This window comes from Streptomyces sp. NPDC001393 (assembly GCF_053597455.1).
The window spans coordinates 40,884-60,635 of sequence record NZ_JBSFIH010000051.1 but is presented as its reverse complement, the minus strand read 5'-3'; the positions used below and the strand labels follow the sequence as shown (position 1 = coordinate 60,635).

At 71.1% G+C, this 19,752-nt stretch carries 20 protein-coding genes and 2 pseudogenes; 10 read left to right on the top strand and 12 right to left on the bottom strand.

Annotation, left to right across the window (positions count from 1 at the left end):
* Positions 1-127: 127 nt before the first annotated feature.
* The gene (locus ACWC2T_RS36290; protein WP_450674599.1) at positions 128-949 is read right to left on the bottom strand and encodes a PaaX family transcriptional regulator; all 822 of its coding nucleotides are present in this window, start codon (positions 947-949) and stop codon (positions 128-130) included.
* Between the two features lie 52 nt (positions 950-1,001).
* The gene (locus ACWC2T_RS36285) at positions 1,002-1,559 is read right to left on the bottom strand and encodes a MarR family winged helix-turn-helix transcriptional regulator (RefSeq protein WP_450674598.1); all 558 of its coding nucleotides are present in this window, start codon (positions 1,557-1,559) and stop codon (positions 1,002-1,004) included.
* A gap of 94 nt (positions 1,560-1,653) precedes the next feature.
* Between ACWC2T_RS36285 and ACWC2T_RS36280 the strand changes: the two genes are divergently transcribed.
* Genes ACWC2T_RS36280 through ACWC2T_RS36265 form a run of 4 tightly spaced genes read left to right on the top strand, consistent with a single transcriptional unit; the run spans position 1,654 to position 5,448 of the window.
* A complete protein-coding gene (locus tag ACWC2T_RS36280) occupies positions 1,654-2,571 on the top strand; it encodes an SDR family NAD(P)-dependent oxidoreductase (RefSeq protein ID WP_450674597.1) in 918 nt (305 codons plus the stop codon).
* A gap of 11 nt (positions 2,572-2,582) precedes the next feature.
* Positions 2,583-3,458 carry an amidohydrolase family protein gene (locus ACWC2T_RS36275; protein ID WP_450674607.1) on the top strand — a complete coding sequence of 292 codons (876 nt, stop codon included), beginning with the start codon at positions 2,583-2,585 and terminating at the stop codon, positions 3,456-3,458.
* A 10-nt stretch (positions 3,459-3,468) separates the two neighbouring features.
* The gene (menE, locus tag ACWC2T_RS36270) at positions 3,469-4,977 is read left to right on the top strand and encodes an o-succinylbenzoate--CoA ligase (protein ID WP_450674596.1); all 1,509 of its coding nucleotides are present in this window, start codon (positions 3,469-3,471) and stop codon (positions 4,975-4,977) included.
* A 15-nt stretch (positions 4,978-4,992) separates the two neighbouring features.
* Complete coding sequence (locus ACWC2T_RS36265) at positions 4,993-5,448, top strand: MaoC family dehydratase (protein WP_450674595.1); 456 nt, start codon at positions 4,993-4,995, stop codon at positions 5,446-5,448.
* 64 nt (positions 5,449-5,512) lie between these two features.
* Here ACWC2T_RS36265 and ACWC2T_RS36260 read toward each other — a convergent pair whose 3' ends face one another.
* The 4 genes from ACWC2T_RS36260 to ACWC2T_RS36245 all read right to left on the bottom strand — a co-directional run bounded on the left by ACWC2T_RS36260 (position 5,513) and on the right by ACWC2T_RS36245 (position 8,061).
* Positions 5,513-5,737, bottom strand: a complete 225-nt coding sequence (locus ACWC2T_RS36260; RefSeq protein WP_450674594.1) for a hypothetical protein — start codon at positions 5,735-5,737, stop codon at positions 5,513-5,515.
* A gap of 120 nt (positions 5,738-5,857) precedes the next feature.
* Positions 5,858-6,100 (bottom strand): hypothetical protein, encoded by a 243-nt coding sequence (locus ACWC2T_RS36255; protein WP_450674593.1) that lies wholly within the window; start codon positions 6,098-6,100, stop codon positions 5,858-5,860.
* A gap of 283 nt (positions 6,101-6,383) precedes the next feature.
* A complete protein-coding gene (locus tag ACWC2T_RS36250) occupies positions 6,384-6,671 on the bottom strand; it encodes a hypothetical protein (RefSeq protein ID WP_450674592.1) in 288 nt (95 codons plus the stop codon).
* Between the two features lie 235 nt (positions 6,672-6,906).
* Positions 6,907-8,061 (bottom strand): Gfo/Idh/MocA family protein, encoded by a 1,155-nt coding sequence (locus tag ACWC2T_RS36245; protein ID WP_450674591.1) that lies wholly within the window; start codon positions 8,059-8,061, stop codon positions 6,907-6,909.
* 110 nt (positions 8,062-8,171) lie between these two features.
* Between ACWC2T_RS36245 and ACWC2T_RS36240 the strand changes: the two genes are divergently transcribed.
* The 3 genes from ACWC2T_RS36240 to ACWC2T_RS36230 all read left to right on the top strand — a co-directional run bounded on the left by ACWC2T_RS36240 (position 8,172) and on the right by ACWC2T_RS36230 (position 13,402).
* Positions 8,172-9,179 carry a LacI family DNA-binding transcriptional regulator gene (locus tag ACWC2T_RS36240; RefSeq protein ID WP_450674590.1) on the top strand — a complete coding sequence of 336 codons (1,008 nt, stop codon included), beginning with the start codon at positions 8,172-8,174 and terminating at the stop codon, positions 9,177-9,179.
* 91 nt (positions 9,180-9,270) lie between these two features.
* Positions 9,271-12,066, top strand: a complete 2,796-nt coding sequence (locus tag ACWC2T_RS36235) for a SpoIIE family protein phosphatase (protein ID WP_450674589.1) — start codon at positions 9,271-9,273, stop codon at positions 12,064-12,066.
* A 196-nt stretch (positions 12,067-12,262) separates the two neighbouring features.
* On the top strand, positions 12,263-13,402 hold the full coding sequence (locus tag ACWC2T_RS36230) for an ABC transporter substrate-binding protein (protein WP_450674588.1): 1,140 nt from the start codon (positions 12,263-12,265) through the stop codon (positions 13,400-13,402).
* A 63-nt stretch (positions 13,403-13,465) separates the two neighbouring features.
* Here the strand turns inward: ACWC2T_RS36230 and ACWC2T_RS36225 are convergent, their stop codons facing one another.
* From ACWC2T_RS36225 to ACWC2T_RS36210, 4 genes and pseudogenes are all read right to left on the bottom strand, one after another.
* The gene (locus ACWC2T_RS36225) at positions 13,466-14,230 is read right to left on the bottom strand and encodes an SDR family oxidoreductase (RefSeq protein ID WP_450674587.1); all 765 of its coding nucleotides are present in this window, start codon (positions 14,228-14,230) and stop codon (positions 13,466-13,468) included.
* Between the two features lie 95 nt (positions 14,231-14,325).
* A pseudogene (locus tag ACWC2T_RS36220) lies at positions 14,326-14,561 on the bottom strand (VOC family protein); the annotation flags it as partial.
* A gap of 432 nt (positions 14,562-14,993) precedes the next feature.
* On the bottom strand, positions 14,994-15,236 hold the full coding sequence (locus ACWC2T_RS36215; RefSeq protein ID WP_450674586.1) for a hypothetical protein: 243 nt from the start codon (positions 15,234-15,236) through the stop codon (positions 14,994-14,996).
* A 334-nt stretch (positions 15,237-15,570) separates the two neighbouring features.
* Entirely contained in the window at positions 15,571-16,023 is a 453-nt protein-coding gene (locus tag ACWC2T_RS36210) for a YbhB/YbcL family Raf kinase inhibitor-like protein (RefSeq protein ID WP_450674585.1), read from the bottom strand.
* A gap of 124 nt (positions 16,024-16,147) precedes the next feature.
* On the opposite strand from ACWC2T_RS36210, the gene ACWC2T_RS36205 reads away from it, so the two are divergent.
* On the top strand, positions 16,148-16,438 hold the full coding sequence (locus ACWC2T_RS36205; RefSeq protein ID WP_450674584.1) for a hypothetical protein: 291 nt from the start codon (positions 16,148-16,150) through the stop codon (positions 16,436-16,438).
* Positions 16,439-16,549: 111 nt separating this feature from the next.
* Here ACWC2T_RS36205 and ACWC2T_RS36200 read toward each other — a convergent pair.
* Positions 16,550-16,678 (bottom strand): annotated as a pseudogene (locus ACWC2T_RS36200) (sigma factor-like helix-turn-helix DNA-binding protein); the annotation flags it as partial.
* Positions 16,679-16,873: 195 nt separating this feature from the next.
* Between ACWC2T_RS36200 and ACWC2T_RS36195 the strand changes: the two are divergent.
* On the top strand, positions 16,874-18,205 hold the full coding sequence (locus tag ACWC2T_RS36195) for an erythromycin esterase family protein (RefSeq protein WP_450674583.1): 1,332 nt from the start codon (positions 16,874-16,876) through the stop codon (positions 18,203-18,205).
* A gap of 26 nt (positions 18,206-18,231) precedes the next feature.
* Here the strand turns inward: ACWC2T_RS36195 and ACWC2T_RS36190 are convergent, their stop codons facing one another.
* Positions 18,232-19,191, bottom strand: a complete 960-nt coding sequence (locus ACWC2T_RS36190) for an urea transporter (RefSeq protein ID WP_450674582.1) — start codon at positions 19,189-19,191, stop codon at positions 18,232-18,234.
* A gap of 313 nt (positions 19,192-19,504) precedes the next feature.
* On the opposite strand from ACWC2T_RS36190, the gene ACWC2T_RS36185 reads away from it, so the two are divergent.
* Positions 19,505-19,750: a Smr/MutS family protein gene (locus tag ACWC2T_RS36185; RefSeq protein ID WP_450674581.1), complete on the top strand. Its 246-nt coding sequence runs from the start codon at positions 19,505-19,507 to the stop codon at positions 19,748-19,750.
* The last annotated feature ends 2 nt before the right edge of the window (positions 19,751-19,752 follow it).

Sequence of the window (19,752 nt, the reverse complement as noted above, 5' to 3'; positions counted from 1 at the left end):
TCAAGAGAGTGCACAACATTGCTCCGGCCAGAAGCGCGCGCGTAGGCCGGGCACCAAGGCCGGGCACCGAGGCATGGAGGCCGGGCGCGGTGGCCAAGCGCGGAGGCCGGGCGCGTGTGAACGGGCGCTACTGCGCCGGAATCGTCTCGATCACCCGGCGCGCCGCGTCCCGGGCGGGCGCCTCCAGCAGCGCGTGGACCGTGCGGAACGTCTTTTCCGCCGCAGCCGCCGGCCAGTCCGCCGGCAGATGCCGTACGGGCAGCCGGGGGTCGCCGCGGATGACCTGGAGCCACTCGGCGGTCAGCCGGAGGCGCAGCGCGAGGGCGTCCTCGGCGGCCAGGTCGGCGCCACCCGAGGCGTACGGCCGCCAGGAATCCTCGAAGTCCCGGTAACGAGCGGCCAGTTCGCCCAGATCCCAGGTGTCGTCGATCATCTCGGCGATGTCCATGTCGGCGTCCGCATGCGCCCGGAAGACCTTGACATGCGCTGCCAGCCCCAACTCGGCGACGATCGCGGAGACATCGACCTCGCCGGGCGCGATCCACAGCCCGCTGAACAGCGCACCGAAGCCCGCCCAGGTCAACTGGGAGCGCAGGTCGTGCCGCTGGCGCTGCCACGACTCCGGGAGCGAGAAGCCGAGCAGGGTCCAGGTGCCGTCCCAGTCCCGGTTGACCGCGCCGGACTTCCAGATGCGCCGCTCGCCGTCGCGCAGGAGCGCCTCCGAGCGGTCGGTGAGGCCGACATAGGTACGCCGGCCCGCGCGCCGGCGGCTCAGCAGGCCGCGGGCGACCATGCGGGTGAGGGTGGACCGGGTGGCCTGCTCGCCGACACCGGCGCGCCGGAACACCTCGATGACGCTCCCCGTGTACACGCACACCCCGCGGCCCAGCACCTCGTCACCGAGGAAGCTGAGCAGGAGGGACTGGGGGCGGGGGACAGGACCGGTCACGGGAACACATTACGAGGCCGCGTCCGCCCGGATGTCCCCGGCGGCCGAAGCGTCAGGTGAGCCCGTTGCCCGCGACACGCAGCAGCAGGGTGTGCAGCGTCTCCCGCTCGGCGGGGTCGAGCGGGGTGAGCAGTTCGTCGGTCACGCGCCGACCCGCCTGGTCCGTGTCGCGGAGGAATGCCCGACCGTCCTCGGTGAGCACGACGATGCGGCTGCGGCGGTCCTCCGGCGCGGGGCGGCGCTCGGCGAAGCCCAGCTTCTCCAGGTCGTCCACCAGGCCGACGATCGCGCTCGGGTCGTAGCCCAGCCGGGCGCTGAGCTCGCGCTGGAGCGTGCCCTCGGTGGTGGCGAGGAAGCGCAGCACGGCGTAGTGCCGCAGGCGCAGCCCCGACTCCTGCAGGAACGTGTTGAACACCTGACCCGAGCGCAGGCCCAGGCGGTACAGCAGATAGCCCGTGTCCGCGTGCAGGGCCCGCATCCACGGCTCGTCGGCGTCGATGGCGGTCGGGTTGTCGGTGTGCTGGCGGGCGATGACGGGCTCCCTGGTCTCGGTCGCCGGGTGCCGGTGTCGGCGCTCCCCGGATGGCTTCTCGTGTGCGGAGTCCAGCATGACGCACCAGAAGGTCGGCAACAACTATTGACGACAACAATTATTGCTCTTAGCTTCGATCTCCCCACCACCCCGCCATGCGAAGGGACCGCACGTGCCCACCATCGATCTGACCGGCAAGGCCGCCGTCGTCACGGGAAGCGGCCGGGGCCTCGGCCTCGCCTATGCCCACGCGCTCGCCGCCCACGGTGCGTCCGTGGTCGTCAACGACATCGACGAAGCCGTGGCCGAACAGGCCGTCAAGTCCATCACCGAGGCCGGCGGCACCGCCGTGGCCGAAGTGGTCCCGGTCGGCACCGCCGAGGCCGCCGACCGGCTGGTGAACCGTGCCGTCGAGGAGTACGGCCGGCTCGACGTCCTGGTCACCAACGCGGGCATCCTGCGCGACAAGGTGCTGTGGAAGATGACCGACGACGACTTCGACGCGGTGCTCACCACCCACCTCAGGGGCACCTTCACCTGCGCCCGAGCCGCCGCCGTCCGCATGCGCGAGCAGGGCGAGGGCGGCACCCTCGTCCTCGTCGGCTCCCCGGCCGGGCAGCGCGGCAACTTCGGCCAGACCAACTACGCCGCCGCCAAGGCCGGGATCGCCGCCATGGCCCGCACCTGGTCCATGGAGCTGGCCCGCGCGAACATCACTGTCAACGCGATCGTGCCGGTCGCCGCGACCGCGATGACCGAGACCATCCCCGCCTTCGCCCCGTACGTCGAGGCCATGCGCAACGGCGAACCGCTGCCGGCGTTCCTGCGCAAGGGGGAGGGCTTCGGCACCCCCGAGGACTGCGCGGCCCTCGTCCCCTTCCTGGCCTCCAAGGCCGCCCGCGGCGTCACCGGCCAGTGCATCGGCATCGGTGGTGACAAGGTGGCACTCTGGTCGCATCCGCAGGAGATCCGCGCCGCCTACGCCGACGGCGGCTGGACCTCCGACGCACTGGCCGACGCCTGGCCCACCTCGGTCGGCGCCGAGCCGCAGACCGTCGGAATGCCCGCCCCGAAGATCCCGGAGGCGTGATGGTACCCGCGCTGAAGCTGGACGAACTGGTCGCGATCGACGTCCACACCCACGCGGAGGTGTCCGCCAAGGGCCACTCCTCCCTGGACGACGACCTGCACGACGCCTCCTCCGCCTACTTCAAGGTCGAGGGCAAGCGGAAGCCCACCCTTCAGGAGACCGCCGCGTACTACCGGGAGCGGCGGATGGCGGCCGTCGTCTTCACGGTGGACGCCGAGTCCGCGACCGGCACCGAGCCCGTCCCCAACGAGGAGGTCGCCGAAGCCGCGGCCGCGAACTCCGATGTGCTGATCCCGTTCGCCTCCATCGACCCCTTCCGCGGGAAGGCGGGCGTGCGGCAGGCCCGGCGGCTGGTCGAGGAGTACGGGGTGAGGGGCTTCAAGTTCCACCCCAGCATCCAGGGCTTCTTCCCCGACGACCGCTCCGTGGCGTACGGCCTGTACGAGGTGATCGAGGAGACCGGCACCATCGCGCTCTTCCACACCGGCCAGACCGGCATCGGCGCCGGCGTCCCCGGCGGGGGCGGCATCCGCCTGAAGTACTCCAACCCGCTCCATGTCGACGACGTGGCCGCCGACTTCCCCCATCTGAAGATCATCCTGGCGCATCCGTCGTTCCCCTGGCAGGACGAGGCCCTGGCGGTGGCGACCCACAAGCCCGGCGTGCACATCGACCTCTCGGGCTGGTCGCCGAAGTACTTCCCGCCGCAGCTGGTGCAGTACGCCAACACGCTGCTGCAGGACAAGGTCCTGTTCGGCTCCGACTTCCCGGTGCTCACCCCGGACCGGTGGCTGGCCGACTTCGCGAAGCTGTCGATCAAGGACGAGGTCAGGCCGAAGATCCTCAAGGAGAACGCGGTCCGTCTGCTCGGGCTGACGAAGCCGTAAGGGGTGACAGATGCGCAACGAGGGACTGGGGTCGTGGCCCGCACGCCGGGCCCGCAAGACCCCGCACCGCACCGCCCTGATCCACGGCGAGCGGCCGACCGACTACCGCACCCTGTACACACGGGTCACCCGCCTCGCCCACGCCCTGCGCGCCCGGGGCGTCCGGCGCGGCGACCGCATCGCCCACCTCGGCCCCAACCACCCCGCCTACCTGGAGACCCTGTTCGCCGCCGGCACCCTGGGTGCCGTCTTCGTGCCCCTCAACACCCGCCTCGCCGGCCCCGAGATCGCGTACCAGCTCGCCGACTCCGGCGCCAAGGCCCTCGTCCACGGCCCCGCGTACGCCGGTCTCGTCGCGGGACTGCCGGGCGGGACGGACGTACGCACCTACCTGGAGATCGGCGAACCGTACGAACAGGCCCTGGCGTCCGCGCCGGACGAACCGATCGACGAACCGGTCACCACGGACGACACCTGCATCATCATGTACACCTCCGGGACGACCGGCCGCCCCAAAGGCGCGATGCTCACCCATGGCAACCTCACCTGGAACGCCGTCAACGTCCTGGTCGACCACGACCTGATCGCCGACGAACGCGCCCTGGTCTCCGCCCCGCTGTTCCACACCGCGGGCCTCAACATGCTCACCCTGCCGGTGCTCCTCAAGGGCGGCACCTGCGTCCTGGTCGAGGCCTTCGACCCGGAGACCACCCTCGACCTCATCGAACGGCACCGGATCACCTTCATGTTCGGGGTCCCGACGATGTTCGAACAGGTCGCCCGGCACCCCCGCTGGGCGGACGCGGACCTCTCCTCGCTCCGCATCCTGACCTGCGGCGGATCACCGGTGCCGACCCCGCTCATCGCCGCCTACCAGCAGCGCGGGCTCACCTTCCTCCAGGGCTACGGCATGACCGAGGCCGCGCCCGGCACGCTGTTCCTGGACGCGGAGCACGCGGTCGAGAAGGCGGGCTCGGCGGGCGTACCGCACTTCTTCAGCGACGTACGGGTGGTACGGCCCGACCTCACCCCGGTCGACGTCGGTGAGACCGGCGAGGTCGTGGTGCGCGGACCGCATGTCATGCCCGGCTACTGGGGACTGCCCGAGGAGACCGAGGCCGTCTTCGCGGACGGCTGGTTCCGCAGCGGGGACGCGGCCAGGGTCGACGAGGACGGGTACGTGTACATCGTCGACCGGATCAAGGACATGATCATCTCCGGTGGGGAGAACATCTACCCCGCCGAGATCGAGGACATCCTCCTCGCCCACCCCGCCATCGCCGAGTGCGCGGTGATCGGCGTCCCCGACGACAAGTGGGGCGAGGTGCCCCGCGCGGTCGTCGTACCCGCCCCGGGAGCCGAACTCGACCCGGACGAGGTGCTGGCCTCCCTGACCGGGCGGCTCGCCAAGTACAAGATCCCCAAGTCGGTGGTGGTCACCGGCGAACTTCCGCGCACCGCCTCCGGAAAACTCCTCAAGTCCCGGGTACGCAACCGCTACGGCACCCCAACTCCCTGAAAAGAAAGGCGACTTATGAGCATCACCGTCAACGGCCTGGACGAACTGAAGAAGCTCTCCGGCAGCGACCTCGGCACCAGCGAGTGGCTGGAGGTCACCCAGGAGCGCATCGACACCTTCGCCGACGCCACCGGCGACCACCAGTGGATCCACACCGACCCGGAGCGCGCGGCCCAGGGCCCCTTCGGCGCGCCGATCGCGCACGGCTACCTCACCTTGTCACTGTTCATCCCCCTCTTCACCGGGCTGCTGGATGTGCAGGGCGTGACCACGAAGGTCAACTACGGCCTGAACAAGGTCCGTTTTCCCGCGCCGGTGAAGGTCGGATCGCGCATCCGGCTGGCCGCCCGGCTCACCTCGGTGGAGGAGGTGCCCGGCGGCGTCCAGATCACCGTCGACGGCGCGATCGAGGTGGAAGGCGGCACCAAGCCCGCCGCGGTGCTCCAGAGCCTGTCCCGGTTCTACGCCTGAGAAGGTCGATGGACGAACTGCATCAGCTCCACAACAGTCAGTCGCAGTGGTAGGGCCGCCCGAATCAACCGCTCAGTCCGGTTCCGCGGGCCAGTACGCGGCGGGCGGCCTCGGCCTCTGCGGCGGGCGGGGACAGCTCGTCGAGGGTGTCGAGCTCGTCGTCGGACTCCAGCTCCCGTTCCCAGGCCGCTGCGAGCCGTTCCTGCTCCTGGCGCGGTTTGGCGCCGATCGTGTCCCGGTGACCGGGGTCCAGGGCTGCCAGGAATCGTACGACCGGATCTGTGGGCATGCCGTGCTCCTTGTCGCATGGAGGGGTGCCACCCTTGTCCAGCATCGCTGAACGAGCCCAGGTTGTCTGCTCGACCTTGTTCCGGCTTGTTCAGGAGGATTCCCGAGGGGGCCCGGGCCGCTACTCGACGGCTGGGTCCTCCTGGCTGCACCGCACAGCCTTCTGTACGGCGTGCTCGACATCGTGCGGACTGGACCCGGTGGCCGCGGCATGCGCGATGACGGCCGCCCGCACGGCGTCGGACGCCTCGCGCCAGCGGCGCAGCTGGGCGTCGTACTCGTCACCGGTGAGGCCCGCAAGTTTCGCGCGCTCCTCCTCGGCGGTGCGTTCCAGCCTGATCAACTCATCCGGGACCTCTCCCACGGGTACGGATCCTAGTTCGACTTCGCTCTCGGTGCCGCTCGACGTGCCCACCGCCGGGGCTACCAGCGTCCGGTACGCGGTCCGCAGCCGGCCCGAGGCGATGCAGCGGGCGGTTTCGGCGGCCTCGAAGTGGAGGGCGTCGTGGGCCGTGCGGGGTTCCGTGAAGGTCAGGGGTGTGCCGCCGCCGGCCGGCGTGAGGAGGAGGTCTCCAGGCTGTGCTCGGCGACGGTCTCGCAGCGGACGTCGTAACCGTGACCGGCGTTGAGGAACGTCTCGACGGTGGTCAGCGCACCTCGGCGGTGCGCAGCAGCATCAGCTGCGGATCACGCAGGCCGGTCACCGTCGAGGTGGCCCGCAGCGCGTGCCGGCTCACCTCGGTGATGGGCGAGTCCAGCAGCCACGGCACCGTGTCGAACTCGTGGATGGCCGACCCGGTCACGCTGAACTCGTCGGTGCAGCCGGGCGCGGCGACGACGCCCCGGCTGACGCAGCGCAGCAGCAGCGGTGCGCCGTACGTTCCCGCGGCGACGGCCGCCTTCAGATCCGGGTGCGCCGGGTCGAAGCGGCGCATGAAGCCCAGTGAGACCAGTCCGGTCCCCGCCTGCCGCTCCTCGCGGACGACCCGGACGCATTCCGGTGCCGTCGGGGCGAGCCCGGGCTCCGGCCACCGCGGCGACGGCGGCGGCCCGTTCCTCGTCGAGGTCAGCGCCGCTCACGTACCTCTGCGCCGGAGACCCAGTGGTGCAGTGTCTTCACGTGGTCGGCGCCCATGTTCCCGGCGCCGATGACCCCGATGCGTACGGTGCTCACGCCAGACTGACCCACGTGCCCTGCCGGGCCGAGCGCTCCATCGCATCCAGCACCACCGCACCGGCCACGGCATCGCCGAGCGTGGTGCCGACCGCGGCGCCCTCGGCGATCGAGCGCAGGAACCGGTGGGCCTCGATGACCTTCAGATCGTCGTAGCCCATGCTGGTGGCGGCGCCCGGCTGGAACGCGGCGTATTCGCCGTGGCCGGGGCCGACGTACACCGTGCTGACCGGCTGGTCCTGGTAGCTGGTGCCACGGCTGACGGCGAGTTCGCCCATGCGGCGGAAGTCCCAGAAGACGGCGCCCTTCGTGCCGTGCACCTCGAAGCCGTAGTTGTTCTGCTCACCGACCGAGACGCGGCAGGCCTCCAGGACGCCGCGGGCGCCGGAGGCGAAGCGCAGCAGGCAGTTGACGTAGTCCTCGTTCTCGACCGGCCCGAGTTCGCCGCCGGTGGCCAGGGTGTGACCGGCGGTGGCGCCGGTCGGCCGGGCGCGTTCGGGGAGGAAGACCGCGGTGTCGGCGGTCAGAGAGGCGATGTCGCCGAGCAGGAATCGGGCCAGGTCGACGCCGTGCGAGGCGAGGTCGCCCAGCACCCCGCTGCCGCCGCGCGCCCGCTCGTAGCGCCAGGTCAGGGCGCCGTCCGGGTGGGCGGCGTAGTCGCTGAACAGGCGGATGCGGGCGTGGGTGACCGGGCCGATCTCACCGGAGGCGATCAGATCGCGGGCGGCCTCGACGGCGGGCGCGTTGCGGTAGTTGAAGCCGACGGTGCCCTGGACGCCGGCCTTGGCGGCCGCGTCGGCGACCGCCCGGGCGTCGTCGGCGGTGAGTCCGACCGGTTTCTCGATCCAGATGTGCTTGCCGGCCTCGGCCATCGCCACACCGATCTCGCGGTGCAGGAAGTTCGGGGCGGTGATGCTGACCGCCCGGATGCGCGGATCGGCGGCCACCTCCCGCCAATCCCTGGTCGCCGTGGCGAAGCCGTACAGCCCGGCGGCCTCCTCGGCCCGGCCCGGTACCTCGTCCGCGACGGCGAGCAGTTCAGGCCGCACGGAAAGCTGGGGGAAGTGGTGCGGCAGGCGGGCGTACGCGTGGGTGTGCACCCGTCCCATCCAGCCGAATCCCACGACGGCGACGCCGAGCGTATTCACCATGACCGCCCCTTCTTTGGACCGTTCCAGAAGTTGTGCTCACCATGAGCTCGACGTCTCCCGGATGTCAAGGGGGCTTTACAGCGGCGGAGCGGTTGTGGAACGGTCCATGTATGAGTGCCCCGACCATCCGTGACGTCGCCGAGCGGGCCGGTGTGTCCAAGTCCCTGGTCTCGCTCGTGCTCCGCGGCTCGGAGGGGGTCCGGCCGGAGAAGCGCGAGGCCGTCCTCGCCGCTGTCGAAGCGCTCGGTTACCGGCCCAACGCGGCAGCGCGCAGCCTGAGCGAGCGGCGAACCCGCACGGTGGGGGTGCTGCTCGACGACCTGCGCAATCCCTGGTTCGTGGAGCTGCTCGACGGCCTGAACGCACGGCTGTACGACAACGGCCTGCACATGCTGCTGGCCGACGGCCACCTCAACCGGCGCCTCGGCGAGGATCTCACCCGGACCTTCACCGAGCTCCGCGTCGACGGTCTGATCGCCGTCGGCACGCTTCAGGACCCCCAGGCCCTGCGCACCGCCGCCGGCCTGGTCCCCACGGTCGTCGCCGGCGCCCGTGAGCCGGTGTTGCCCGGCGTGGACATCGTCGCAGGCGACGACGAGCACGGAGCCCGCCTGGCCACCGAGCACCTCATCGCCCTCGGCCACCGGCACATCGCTCACATCGCCGGACAGGGCGCGGTCGGCGACCTGCGCCGGCGCAGCTTCGAGGCGACCATGCGCGAGCACGGCCTCGCCGGCACGGCGGACGTCGAACAGGGCGACCTCACCGAGGAGGGCGGCTACCGCGCGACCGTCCGGCTGCTGAGCCGCCCGCAGCGCCCGACCGCGATCTTCGCCGTCAACGACATGACCTGCGTCGGCGCGCTCTCCGCCGCAGAGGAGACGGGGCTGCGGATACCCCGCGACCTCTCCCTGGTCGGCTACGACAACACCTACCTCTCCCGCCTGCGCCATCTGTGGCTGACCACCGTGGACAACGCCAGCCATGACGTGGGCCGGCGCGCCGCGCAGCGGCTGCTCGACCGGATCGACGAGCCGGACCGCCCGGGCGGGGTCGAGCTCGCCACCCCCTTCCTCGAAGTGAGAGGCACGACGGCCCCGCCGCCGGCGGGTGCCTGACGGTCATCGAGGACCGCCTTCGCGCAGGGACGGCGTGCACGTCGTCCCGGGTCGCCTCGTTACGGACATCCAGAAACGATAGAAAGGGGGTATGAGTGAGGATTCCGGTCAATCCGGGTGCGTGCCGGATCGGCCCCGTCGCAGGGGAGAGGCCTGGCGGTCGCTGCTGAGTGTGCGCAGTCTCGCCGGCCAGGTCTTCCTGCTGCAGCTGGCGGTCGTGGTGCTGATCGTCGCGGCCACTCTGGTGGCGCTCGTGGTGCAGGCCCGACGCGACATCATGTCCGACGCCCGGGCCCGGACTCTCACCACGGCGCAGACGTTCGCCAACTCCCCGGGGATCGTGGCCGCACTGAGGAGCACGCACCCGAGCGCGGTGCTGCAGCCGCATGCCGAGGCGGCCCGCAAGGCCGCGGGCGTCGACGCCATCATCGTGTACGGACTGAACGGGATCACCCTCACCCACAGCGACCCGCACCAGATCGGGAAACACGTCATCGGCCCCTACGCCCAGGCGGCGACCGGCAAGCCGTTCACGAGCACCTTCCAGGGCTCCCTGGGACTCTCCGTGATCTCGGCGGTCCCGGTCCGGGCTCCCGACGGCTCGGTCATCGCCATCGTCTCGGTGCCCGTCACGGTGGAGGCGGTGCAGCACAGGGTGAACCGGCAGCTGCCGGTCCTCTTCGGCGGCGCCGCCGCGGCGCTCGTCGTCGCCGCGGGCGGGTCGGCCCTGGTGAGCCGCCGGCTGCGGCGGCAGACCCACGGCCTGGGGCCGGCCGAGATGACCCGGATGTACGAGCACCACGACGCGGTCCTGCACGCGGTGCGGGAAGGGGTGCTGATCATCGGCGGTGACGGCCGGCTGCTGCTGGCCAACGACGAGGCGCGGCGGCTGCTGGACCTGCCGGCGGAGGCGGAGCGGCGGCGCATCACCGATCTGGGCCTGGAAGAGGACCTCACCGGCCTGCTGGCCTCCGACCGCCCCGCCAGCGACGAGGTACACCTGGCGGGCGACCGGCTGCTCGCGGTCAACAAACGGCTCACCGAACCCCACGGACCGGCCGGCAGCGTGGTCACGCTCCGGGACACCACCGAGCTGCGGGCCGTCGCCGGACGGGCGGAGGTGGCGCGCGAGCGGTTGAAGCTGCTCTACGACGCCGGGCTGCGGATCGGCACCACGCTCGATGTGCAGCGCACGGCCGAGGAACTGGCCGAGGTGGCGGTGCCCCGGTTCGCCGACATCGTCACCGTGGAGCTCCTGGACCCCGTCCTGCGGGGCGAGGAGCCCTCAGGCACGAACGCGGGGACCACCGAGATGCGCCGCAGTGCCGTCGCCGGTCTGCCCGCGGACGATCTCCGCCACCCCGTCGGTGAGCTGATGCGGTTCGTCCCGGACCACCCCGTCTCCCTGGCGATCTCCGAGGGCCGACCGGTCCTGGTCGGGAACCTGAGCGCCTCCGACGGCTGGCCGGCCCGGGATCCCGAAGGCGCCCGCCGGTTCACGGACCGGGGCATGCACTCGATGCTCGTGGTCCCCCTGCGCGCCCGCGGCGTGGTGCTGGGCGTGGTGGACTTCTGGCGCGCGCAGGACTCCCCGCCGTTCGAGGACGACGACATGTCCTTCGCCGCGGAGCTGGCCGCCCGGGCAGCGCTGTGCATCGACAACGCCCGCCGCTACACCCGCGAACACACCATGGCCGTCACCCTGCAGCACAGCCTGCTGCCACGCGGGCTGCCCGAACAGTCCGCCCTCGACGTGGCCTATCGCTATCTGCCGGCCCAGGCCGGGGTCGGCGGCGACTGGTTCGACGTCATCCCGCTGTCCGGCACCCGGGTGGCGCTGGTCGTGGGCGATGTCGTCGGCCACGGTCTGCACGCCGCGGCCACCATGGGCCGGCTGCGCACCGCCGTGCACAACTTCGCCGGCCTGGACCTGCCCGTGGAAGAGCTGCTGGTCCGGCTGGACGAGCTGGTGGCCCAGATCGACGCCGAGGAGATCGCCGCAGCCGAGGACGGGCAGGCCATGATCACCGGCGCGACCTGCCAGTACGCCGTCTACGACCCCACCTCCGGGCGCCTGGTTCTCGCCACCGCCGGCCATCCGGGACCGGCGGTGGTCCGCCCCGACGGGACCGTCGACTTCCCTCACCTGCCCGTCTCCCCACCCCTGGGGCTCGGTGCCGGCCTGCCCGTCGAGACCGCCGAACTCACCGTGCCCGAGGGCTCCCGGCTGGTGCTCTTCACCGACGGGCTGATCGAGGACCGCACCCGGGACCTGGACGCCGGTCTGGAGGCCCTGCGCGATGCCCTGTCCGGGCCCGAGCGCACGCCGGAGGCCACCTGTGCGGCCGTGATGGAGGCCATGCTGTCCGACCGGCCCAGGGACGACATCGCGCTCCTGGTGGCCCGCACGTGCCGCCTCGGGCCCGCGCAGGTCGCCGAGTGGGACGTGCCCCGGGACCCGGCGGCGGTGGCCCCGGTGCGCACCGCCTGCGCCCGCCGGCTGGCGGAGTGGGGACTTGAGGACGTCGCCTTCACCGCCGAACTCGTCCTCAGCGAGCTGATCACCAACGCCGTCCGCTACGGCGCCGAGCCCATCGCCGTCCGGCTGCTGCGCACGGTGCCGATCACCGGCCCCGCCACGGGCACGCTGATCTTCGAGGTCTCCGACGGCAGCAGCACCTCGCCCCGGCTGCGCCGGGCGGAACTCACCGACGAAGGCGGCCGCGGCCTCTTCCTGGTCGCCCGGTTGGCCGAACGCTGGGGGACCCGCTACACGCCCAACGGCAAAGTGATCTGGGCCGAACAGTCCCTCCACGACGGCGCCGCACCCGAGGCGGCGGGACTCGGCGACATCCTCCTCGACCAGTGGGACGACACGGCGCTGTGAGACCGTACGACAGTGTCAGGACGGCGTGTTCCGCCGGGGAACACGCTGCTCGCAGGCTTCCCGGCCGGGATTCCGTAGACGAGGCGGCCGGGTACCCTGGCCTCGACGACCACTTCGCCGACGCAGTAGCCCCTCGGCCCGCCCCGCTTCCGACAGCCATCCGGACTCCACGACCCTTCCCACCCGAGGAGCAGTCGTGACCACACCCCGTGCCCGAGCAGCGGTCGCCGGTGGCTGCCTCGCTCTCGCGGCGCTGGGCCTGAGCGCCTGCGGGAACCCACCGCCCCCCACACTCACGAGCCCGTCGGTGGCCACTTCCGCCGCGAACGTGGGCGGCATGCGCGGACTGATTGCCGCAGCGAAACGAGAGGGCTCGCTCAGAGCGATCGCGCTGCCTCGTGACTGGGCCGACTACGGCGGCCTGATCGACGGCTTCGAGAAGAAGTACGGGATCAAGGTCACCGTGGACAATCCGCACGGCCACAGCGAGGACGAGATCGACGCCGTGAGGAAGAGCGGGAACAGACCGACGGCCCCCGACGTGATCGACGTGGGCGACACCTTTGCGCGGAACGCGGCGCAGCAGAATCTGCTCGCGCCGTACCAGGTCGCCACTTTCGACTCGATCCCCGCGAACCAGAAGGACTCCAACGCCCGCTGGACCAACAACTACGGGGGCTACATCTCCATCGGCTGCGACGCCAACCGGGTCAAGACCTGTCCGGAGACCTTCGCCGATCTGCTGAAGCCCGCCTACAAGGGCAAGGTCGCACTCGAAGGCGACCCGACCAGGTCGGCCACCGCCTTCGACAGCGTCTTTGCCGCCGCGCTGGCCAACAACGGGTCGTTCGACAACATCCAGCCCGGTCTCGACTTCTTCGCCGAGCTCAACAGGATCGGCAACTTCAACCGCGTCAATTCCACCACGGCCACGGTCGAGGACGGCCGGACGCCCATCAGCATCAACTGGGACTACATCAACCTCCACTACGCCGACCAGCTCCGTGGGAAGGGCGTCAACTGGCAGGTCGCGATCCCCTTCGACGGCAGCTTCGCCCAGTACTTCGCGTTGGCGATCAACAAGAACGCCCCGCACCCGGCGGCCGCCCGCCTGTGGCAGGAGTACCTCTTCAGCCCGGAAGGCCAGAACCTGAGGCTGCTCGGCTACGCCCGCCCGGTGCTGCTGGACGTCATGAAGCAGGACGGCACCCTCGACAAGGCCGCCGCCGCACGACTGCCGACGGTCGAGGGAACACCGCAGTTCCCGACGGACGCGCAGCTGGAGAAGGCGAGGACGACGGTCACCCAGGGCTGGGCCAAGGCCGTCCCGGGCTAGGACGCAAGGACGACGGCCTTCCCAGTGGGTCCTGCCGCCGCCGCGAGGTTTTCCGAGAGGTGTTCAGCGGGTGGTGAAGCCGCCGTTGATGAAGAAGACCTGGCCGTTGGCCCACCAGCCGTCGGTGAGCAGGAACTTCACCCACGGTGCGATGTACTCGATCTTCGTGAGTTCGCCGTTCATGGCCTGTGCCTTGAGGTAGGCCACGGAGTCGTCGGTCTCCGCCGGGTAGAAGAAGCCGGTGTCCATCGGGCCGGGGGCGATGGTGTTGACCGAGATGTTGCGGCCGAACAACTCCTTGGACAGGGCGCGGGTGAAGTCCTCGACCGGGGCCTTGCTGCCCGCGTAGAGCGAGTACAGGCCGGTGTAACCGGCGAGCAGTGAGGTGACGACGGTGAGGATCTTGCCGCCGTCATCGATCCGCTTGGCGGCCTCCTTCATGACGAAGAAGGCGGCCTTGGAGTTCACCGCGAACATACGGTCGTACTCCTCGGGGGTCACCTCCACCACGGGCTTCTTGATGACCATGCCGGCGGTGTTGACGCTCGCGTACAGCGAGCCGAAGCGGTTCACGACCTCGTCGAAGACACGCTCGACCTGCTCGGGCCGGGTCAGGTCCGCCCGGAGCGTGAAGGCCTCGCCGCCCTTCGCCGTGATCTCGTCCGCGACGGCCTGCGCCTTGGCCGCGGAGGACTCGCTGTTGTAGTGGATGGCCATGCGCGCGCCCGCGTCGGCGAGCGTGCGGCTGATCAGGGCGCCGAGGTTGCGGGAGGCTCCGCCCACGAAGACAGCCTTGTTCTCCAGGGTATGGGGGGCAGCGGTGGTCATGACCGACTCCTTGCTCGGTTGAAGCCCTTTGCCCTGCGCAGTTCGATTCTGGTGCAGATGCCACGATTCTGCGATGTGAGGAGGTGCCGGTGGTGGCGACGAAGGCCGCGCGGACACAGCGGATGCATCACAAACTCGTTGCCTTCGGGATCTGCCAACACCACCCACGACTGATCACCCTGGCCGATGTCCACGCGCCGTGCGCCAGAAGACGGGCCACCTCGGCGTCCTGGTCATCGGGCCTGAAGTCGAGATGCAGTCGGCTCTTGGCCTTCTTGGGCTCGTCGATCCGGACGAAGTCCAGCTTGGACGGCTTCACCGGGCCGGTCACACCCGGACCTGCTGGGCGCGCCCGTCAAGTCACCGGAGCCGAGGCGGTGTTGCGCCCCCGGGGTGGCGGTGACCGTCGTCGGTGCGGACAGGATCCGGCGGACCCGGCCCGCCCCAGGTGACCACCAGCGACGTGGCCCGGCGCGCCGGGTCGGAGACGACCACCGCGGCCGTGCCGTCCGCGTGTTCGCGACCAGGACGGAGGCGTTGGCGCTCGCCGCGAGCGTACCCAGCCGGCCGGGGACCAGAAGTTGGCTGCGGTGAGGCCGAGGCGTGGGACGCAGATGCCTTGCCGTTCGCCGGTGTTGGCGCCCGCACCCGGTACGGCTCCCGCGGCGCACGCCGCGAGCTTCCGGGTGTCCACCAATGAACGCAGCGCCGTCCGCCCCACCCTGGAGCAGTACGGCGCCACCCGCTGCACGGTGGTCTACGACTACTTCCACCTCACCTGCGACACGGCCGGCATCGAACTCACCCAGGTCCCCAGCAGCCAGGCCGCCACCAACGCCTGCGCCTGTGTCTCGCAGAACGCGTACGAGATGGGAGTCATCACCGACACCTCCAGCAGCGGACCGCTGAGGGCCACGGCGTCCCCGCCGAGCGACAACTGCACGGTACCCCGCGGCGCGAGCACCGCGGTCCCGGTGACGATCACCAACACCTCCGGCTCGACCACCGCCACCACCTCGCTGCAGACCGTCGGACGGCGTGCCGTCAGGCGTCCACGGGTACAGCACCACCTGGCAATACTGGAACGCCCGGCGCTGGCACCCGGGGGCCTCTCATCAAGACCGGCCTCAGCGACACCCGCTGGGCCTTCGTCGTGGTCTGAGACAGACCGATGCCATCCGAGGAGACGACCATGCCCATGCAGCCCTGGTTCCGCGACGCCAAGCTCGGCATCTTCCTGCGCTACGGCGTCTACGCCGTCGACGAGCGGGGATGCGCAGAGGTACGCCGGGCGCCGCCGGGCGCCGGCCCGGGTGAGGGGGCAAGCCCCGCCGCCGTGGTCAGCGCTGGTACAGCCCGACGATGGTGCCGCTCGCCAGCTGCTCCCGGTCGAGCACGGCGTGCGCCTCGTCGGCGGTGGCCCGGTCCGGGAGCGAGACCGGGGCGGGCAGGGCGTAGAGCCGGAAGAAGTACCGGTGGGCGTCGTCGCCGACCGGGGGCTGCGGGCCGCCCCAGCCACGCTCCCCGAAGCCGTTGCGATGTGCCTGGCTGCCCTGTGGCGTCCGACCGGCGTCCAGACCCCCGGCGTGGGGGTCGATGCCGGTGACGAGCCAGTGCACGAAGGTTCCGGACGGCGCGTCCGGGTCTTCGCACAACAGGACCAGCTCCTCCGTGTCATCCGGTACTCCGGACCAGCTGAGCGGGGGAGAGACGTTGTCCGCGTCATGAGCGTGACGGCGCGGGATCATGCTGTGATCACCGAAGGCTGCGCTTCTGAGTTCGATGCCGGCCATGCGACCGGAGTACCCGGCTCGGGCAGGGGTATACGGCCGAACCGCACGGGATGAACGGGATGACCGGAGAGGCACGGGGGTACCCGCCCGACTGACACACCCACCGTGCGAGGAGATGACTGGCATGCGGTTCATCGGACTGCTCCTTCTCGTGGGCGCGGGCGCCTTCACCGCCCTCGCGATCGCGGGCAACCTGTCCGGCGGGCCCGAGTACACGGTGTCCGTCCTCGATCACGACGTCGCCACCATGAGCGGCCTCGCCCTGTTCAGCTCCGGACTCGCGCTGGCGCTCATCTTCTGCGCGGGTCTGGCGATCATGGTGAGCGGCGCGACCCACGCCGGCCGTCACCGGGGTCCCCGGCACCGCGGGACGCGGAACACGACGCTCGGCGGGACACCGGGCCCCGGGGCCTGAAGGATGCGGGGTCCTGATGGCCGGGCTGAACGACGCGGGCCCTGATGCCCCGTTCTGGCAGGGTCCGACAGGCGCCGTGCGCGAGCAGCTAGAGGCGAGTCGCGTGTCGGGTCAGCCCGCCCAGTCCAGCAGGCGCTCGCCCGTCTCGGGTGCCCGCAGCCAGGTGAGTGACTGCTTTTCCAGCTGCCGCACGCGTTCCCGGGTCAGTCCCACCTGGTCGGCCACCTGTTGCAGAAACCGGAGGTGCGGTTCGTCTTTCGCGAGCTTCTGCAGCTGCTCCACGACGTGCATCGGCAGCCGTACGGTACGGGCGTGCCAGCCGCAGGTTGGCCCGGATCATGTGGTCCTTGGGCGTCCGGGGAGAAGCCGGCAGGCCGTTTCGGCCTGTGGCGGTGCGGGAACCCGGTGCGGCGTCCGCGGAAAGGGGAGTCAGCCGTGCCCGACACCGACCAGGACCGCATGCGCAGCCAGGCCCTGCCGCTGACCGATCCGGCGTCGCTGGACCCGCTGATGGAGCGCATCGGTGACGCCCGCTACGTGCTGCTGGGTGAGGCGTCCCACGGCACCGCCGACTACTACCGGGTGCGTGATGTGCTGACGCGTCGGCTGATCGAGGAGAAGGGCTTCTCCTTCGTCGCGGTGGAGGGCGACTGGCCGGACTGCCAGGCCGTGCACTGCGCCGTGGTGGCCGCGCCGGACGCGCCCGAGGACCCCGGCGAGGTGCTGGCGGGATTCAGTCGCTGGCCGACGTGGATGTGGGGCAACACCGACGTGGCCGACTTCACCCGGTGGTTGCGCCGCCACAACGAGGCTCTGCCGCCCGAGCGGCGCGTGGGCTTCTTCGGGCTGGACGTCTACAGCCTGTGGGAGTCGCTGCACGCGGTGCTGGCCCATCTGCGCGAGCACGATCCCGACCGGGTGGAGCACGTCCTGGAGGCGTATCGCTGCTTCGAGCCGTACGCGCGGGATCCGCAGTCCTACGCGCCGGCCACCCGTTATGTGCCGGAGGGCTGTGAGCCGCAGGTGGTGTCCGTGCTCACCGAGCTGCGTCGGCGGGCGGCGCAGGCGGCAGCCGTGGACGGCTCGCTCGCGGAGTTCGCCGCCCGGCAGAACGCCCAGGTGCTGGCCGGGGCCGAGGCCTATTACCGGGTCATGCTGGAGAGCGGTCCCGAGGCCTGGAACATGCGGGACCTCCATATGGCCGACACGCTGGACCGGCTGATGGAACATCACGGCCCCGAGGCCAAGGCGGTGGTCTGGGAGCACAACACCCACATCGGCGATGCGCGCGCCACGGACATGGCCGACGTCGGCGAGGTCAATGTGGGCCAGCTGGTGCGCGAGCGGCATATGGGGGCAGGGGTGGTGCTGGTCGGGTTCGGATCGCACTCCGGCACCGTGATCGCCGCGGACGCGTGGGGCGACACACCGAGGGTCATGGGTGTGCCGGCCGCGCGCCGCGGAAGTGTGGAGGATCTGCTGCACCGGGCACTGCCCGGCGAGCGCGTTCTGTTCGTCTTCCCGCATGTGCAGCTGCAGCATCCGCCCTCCTCCGGGCGGGGCGAGTGGTTCCACGAAGAGCATGGCCACCGCGCGATCGGCGTGGTGTACCGGCCGCAGTACGACCGCGTCGGCAACTACGTCCCGACGGTCCTCGCCCAGCGCTACGACGCCTTCTGCTACCTCGACCGCACCCACGCGCTCACACCACTGCGCCCCTTGGCCGAGGAGAGCCGGGAGCAGCAGACCTGGCCCGCGGGCGTGTGACGCCGCGCAGACCTCCCACGACGGGATCAGCCGGCTACCTCCGGAGCGGGACCTGACTCGGCGGGCCGGTTCGCGGTGGGGCGGATGGTGGGGGTGGCGAGGAGCGGGAAGGAGCGGGCGGCCGCCAGGAAGCCGAGTGTCGTCAGGACGAACGGCCAGGTGAAGGGATGGCCGCCGGACGGGGCGAGGAGGGCTGCGACGGCCGGGGTGAGGGCGGTCGCGGTCGCGGCGCCGAGCAGCGCGTACAGCAGCGTCAACCGGGTGGCGGCCAGGAAGACCCCGCACAGTGCCAGCGCGACCAGAACCGCGTTGCAGCCCATCGTGCCGTCGGCGATCCGTGCGGCCGGCGTGCCGAGCGCCCAGGCCGTGAGGATGCCCGTCGCGCTGCCGGCGCAGGCTACCCACCCCGCGACCCGGCTGGCCAGGAAGTGGCCCGCCAGCAGCACGACCCCGGCATGCCACTGGTCCAGGAAGAAGACCTGGGACACGTTGCGGAAGAACGCTCCGGCCAGGTCGTGCCAGCGCAGCACGGCGGTTCCGGAGGCGGCGCGGGGCAGCGCGGCGATGCTTCCGCCATGGGGCCAGATCCGTCGGAAGGCGGGCGCGGCCAGGGTGACCGCTCCCGCCAGCAGGCAGTAGGGCAGGGTCAGCGTCGGCAGATCCCACACGCGCAGCAGCCGCACCAGGGCCGCCGTGACGACGGTGGCCACGAGGCAGGCCGCGGCCGCGAGCACCACCGTGGCGGGCCTGTCCGCACCGAGGAACACGGCGAAGCAGAGGGCGGTCAGGCAGGAGTTGAAGCCCTCCAGGCCGGTGCGCACCCGGTCGCGGGGAGCGCCCAGCAGGCCTGCGGCGCCGGTGCCGAGGGCGGCGCCGCCCAGTGCGTAGGCGCCGTACCGCCAGTCCGCCGTCAGCAGCGCGAGGGCGAAGACGGCGCCTGCCGCAGCGCTGTCGAGGAACACGACCTGGGCGAGGCCGCGCAGCACAGGGACGGCGAACGCGGGGACGCGCCTCGGAGCCCACCGGCGGGGACGAGCTCCCGGCCGCCACCGGCGGGGACGAGCTCCCGGCCGCCGGCCCCGCCCTTCCCCGCGTGCGTCCGCGCGACCGAGCACCTTCGTCCTGACATGCCGCCGCATACTCAACCCCACCCCCGCCTTTTCCGCTTGGCGGCATTATATTTCCGCATTACGGCATTCGACATTGCGGTACGCGGAAGGGGGCGGCCGGGAGCGAGCCGACGATTGACATCGACGTCATCGACCTGATCGTGTCGTCGCATCACCGGGGAGGTTCCACATGTTGTCGCTCGATCTCCACCCGATCTTCCGCAACAACCGCGACATCGAACTCGCGCTGCGTCAGTTCCTCTTCAGGGCGAACCACTCGGGCGAGCCCGTTGCGGAGATCATTCCGGGCAAGGGTTCCGGACGGCTCAGGGCTCGCGTGCTCGCGTTCCTGGACCAGCAGCACATCCGGAAGCTCTACGTCCGGCGCGAGATCGACACCGGCAACGCCGGACGCATCCTCGTCTACTTCCAGTGAGC

Bases quoted from the DNA above. Each gene is read 5' to 3' on its own strand.
- ACWC2T_RS36210 (WP_450674585.1), bottom strand. From the start codon at position 16,023: ATGGCCGGCATCGAACTCAGAAGCGCAGCCTTCGGTGATCACAGCATG.
- ACWC2T_RS36245 (WP_450674591.1), bottom strand. From the start codon at position 8,061: ATGGTGAATACGCTCGGCGTCGCCGTCGTGGGATTCGGCTGGATGGGA.
- ACWC2T_RS36250 (WP_450674592.1), bottom strand. From the start codon at position 6,671: ATGCGCCGCTTCGACCCGGCGCACCCGGATCTGAAGGCGGCCGTCGCC.
- ACWC2T_RS36240 (WP_450674590.1), top strand. From the start codon at position 8,172: ATGAGTGCCCCGACCATCCGTGACGTCGCCGAGCGGGCCGGTGTGTCC.
- ACWC2T_RS36225 (WP_450674587.1), bottom strand. From the start codon at position 14,230: ATGACCACCGCTGCCCCCCATACCCTGGAGAACAAGGCTGTCTTCGTG.
- ACWC2T_RS36260 (WP_450674594.1), bottom strand. From the start codon at position 5,737: ATGCCCACAGATCCGGTCGTACGATTCCTGGCAGCCCTGGACCCCGGT.
- ACWC2T_RS36205 (WP_450674584.1), top strand. From the start codon at position 16,148: ATGCGGTTCATCGGACTGCTCCTTCTCGTGGGCGCGGGCGCCTTCACC.
- ACWC2T_RS36265 (WP_450674595.1), top strand. From the start codon at position 4,993: ATGAGCATCACCGTCAACGGCCTGGACGAACTGAAGAAGCTCTCCGGC.
- ACWC2T_RS36285 (WP_450674598.1), bottom strand. From the start codon at position 1,559: ATGCTGGACTCCGCACACGAGAAGCCATCCGGGGAGCGCCGACACCGG.
- menE (WP_450674596.1), top strand. From the start codon at position 3,469: ATGCGCAACGAGGGACTGGGGTCGTGGCCCGCACGCCGGGCCCGCAAG.
- ACWC2T_RS36185 (WP_450674581.1), top strand. From the start codon at position 19,505: ATGTTGTCGCTCGATCTCCACCCGATCTTCCGCAACAACCGCGACATC.
- ACWC2T_RS36235 (WP_450674589.1), top strand. From the start codon at position 9,271: ATGAGTGAGGATTCCGGTCAATCCGGGTGCGTGCCGGATCGGCCCCGT.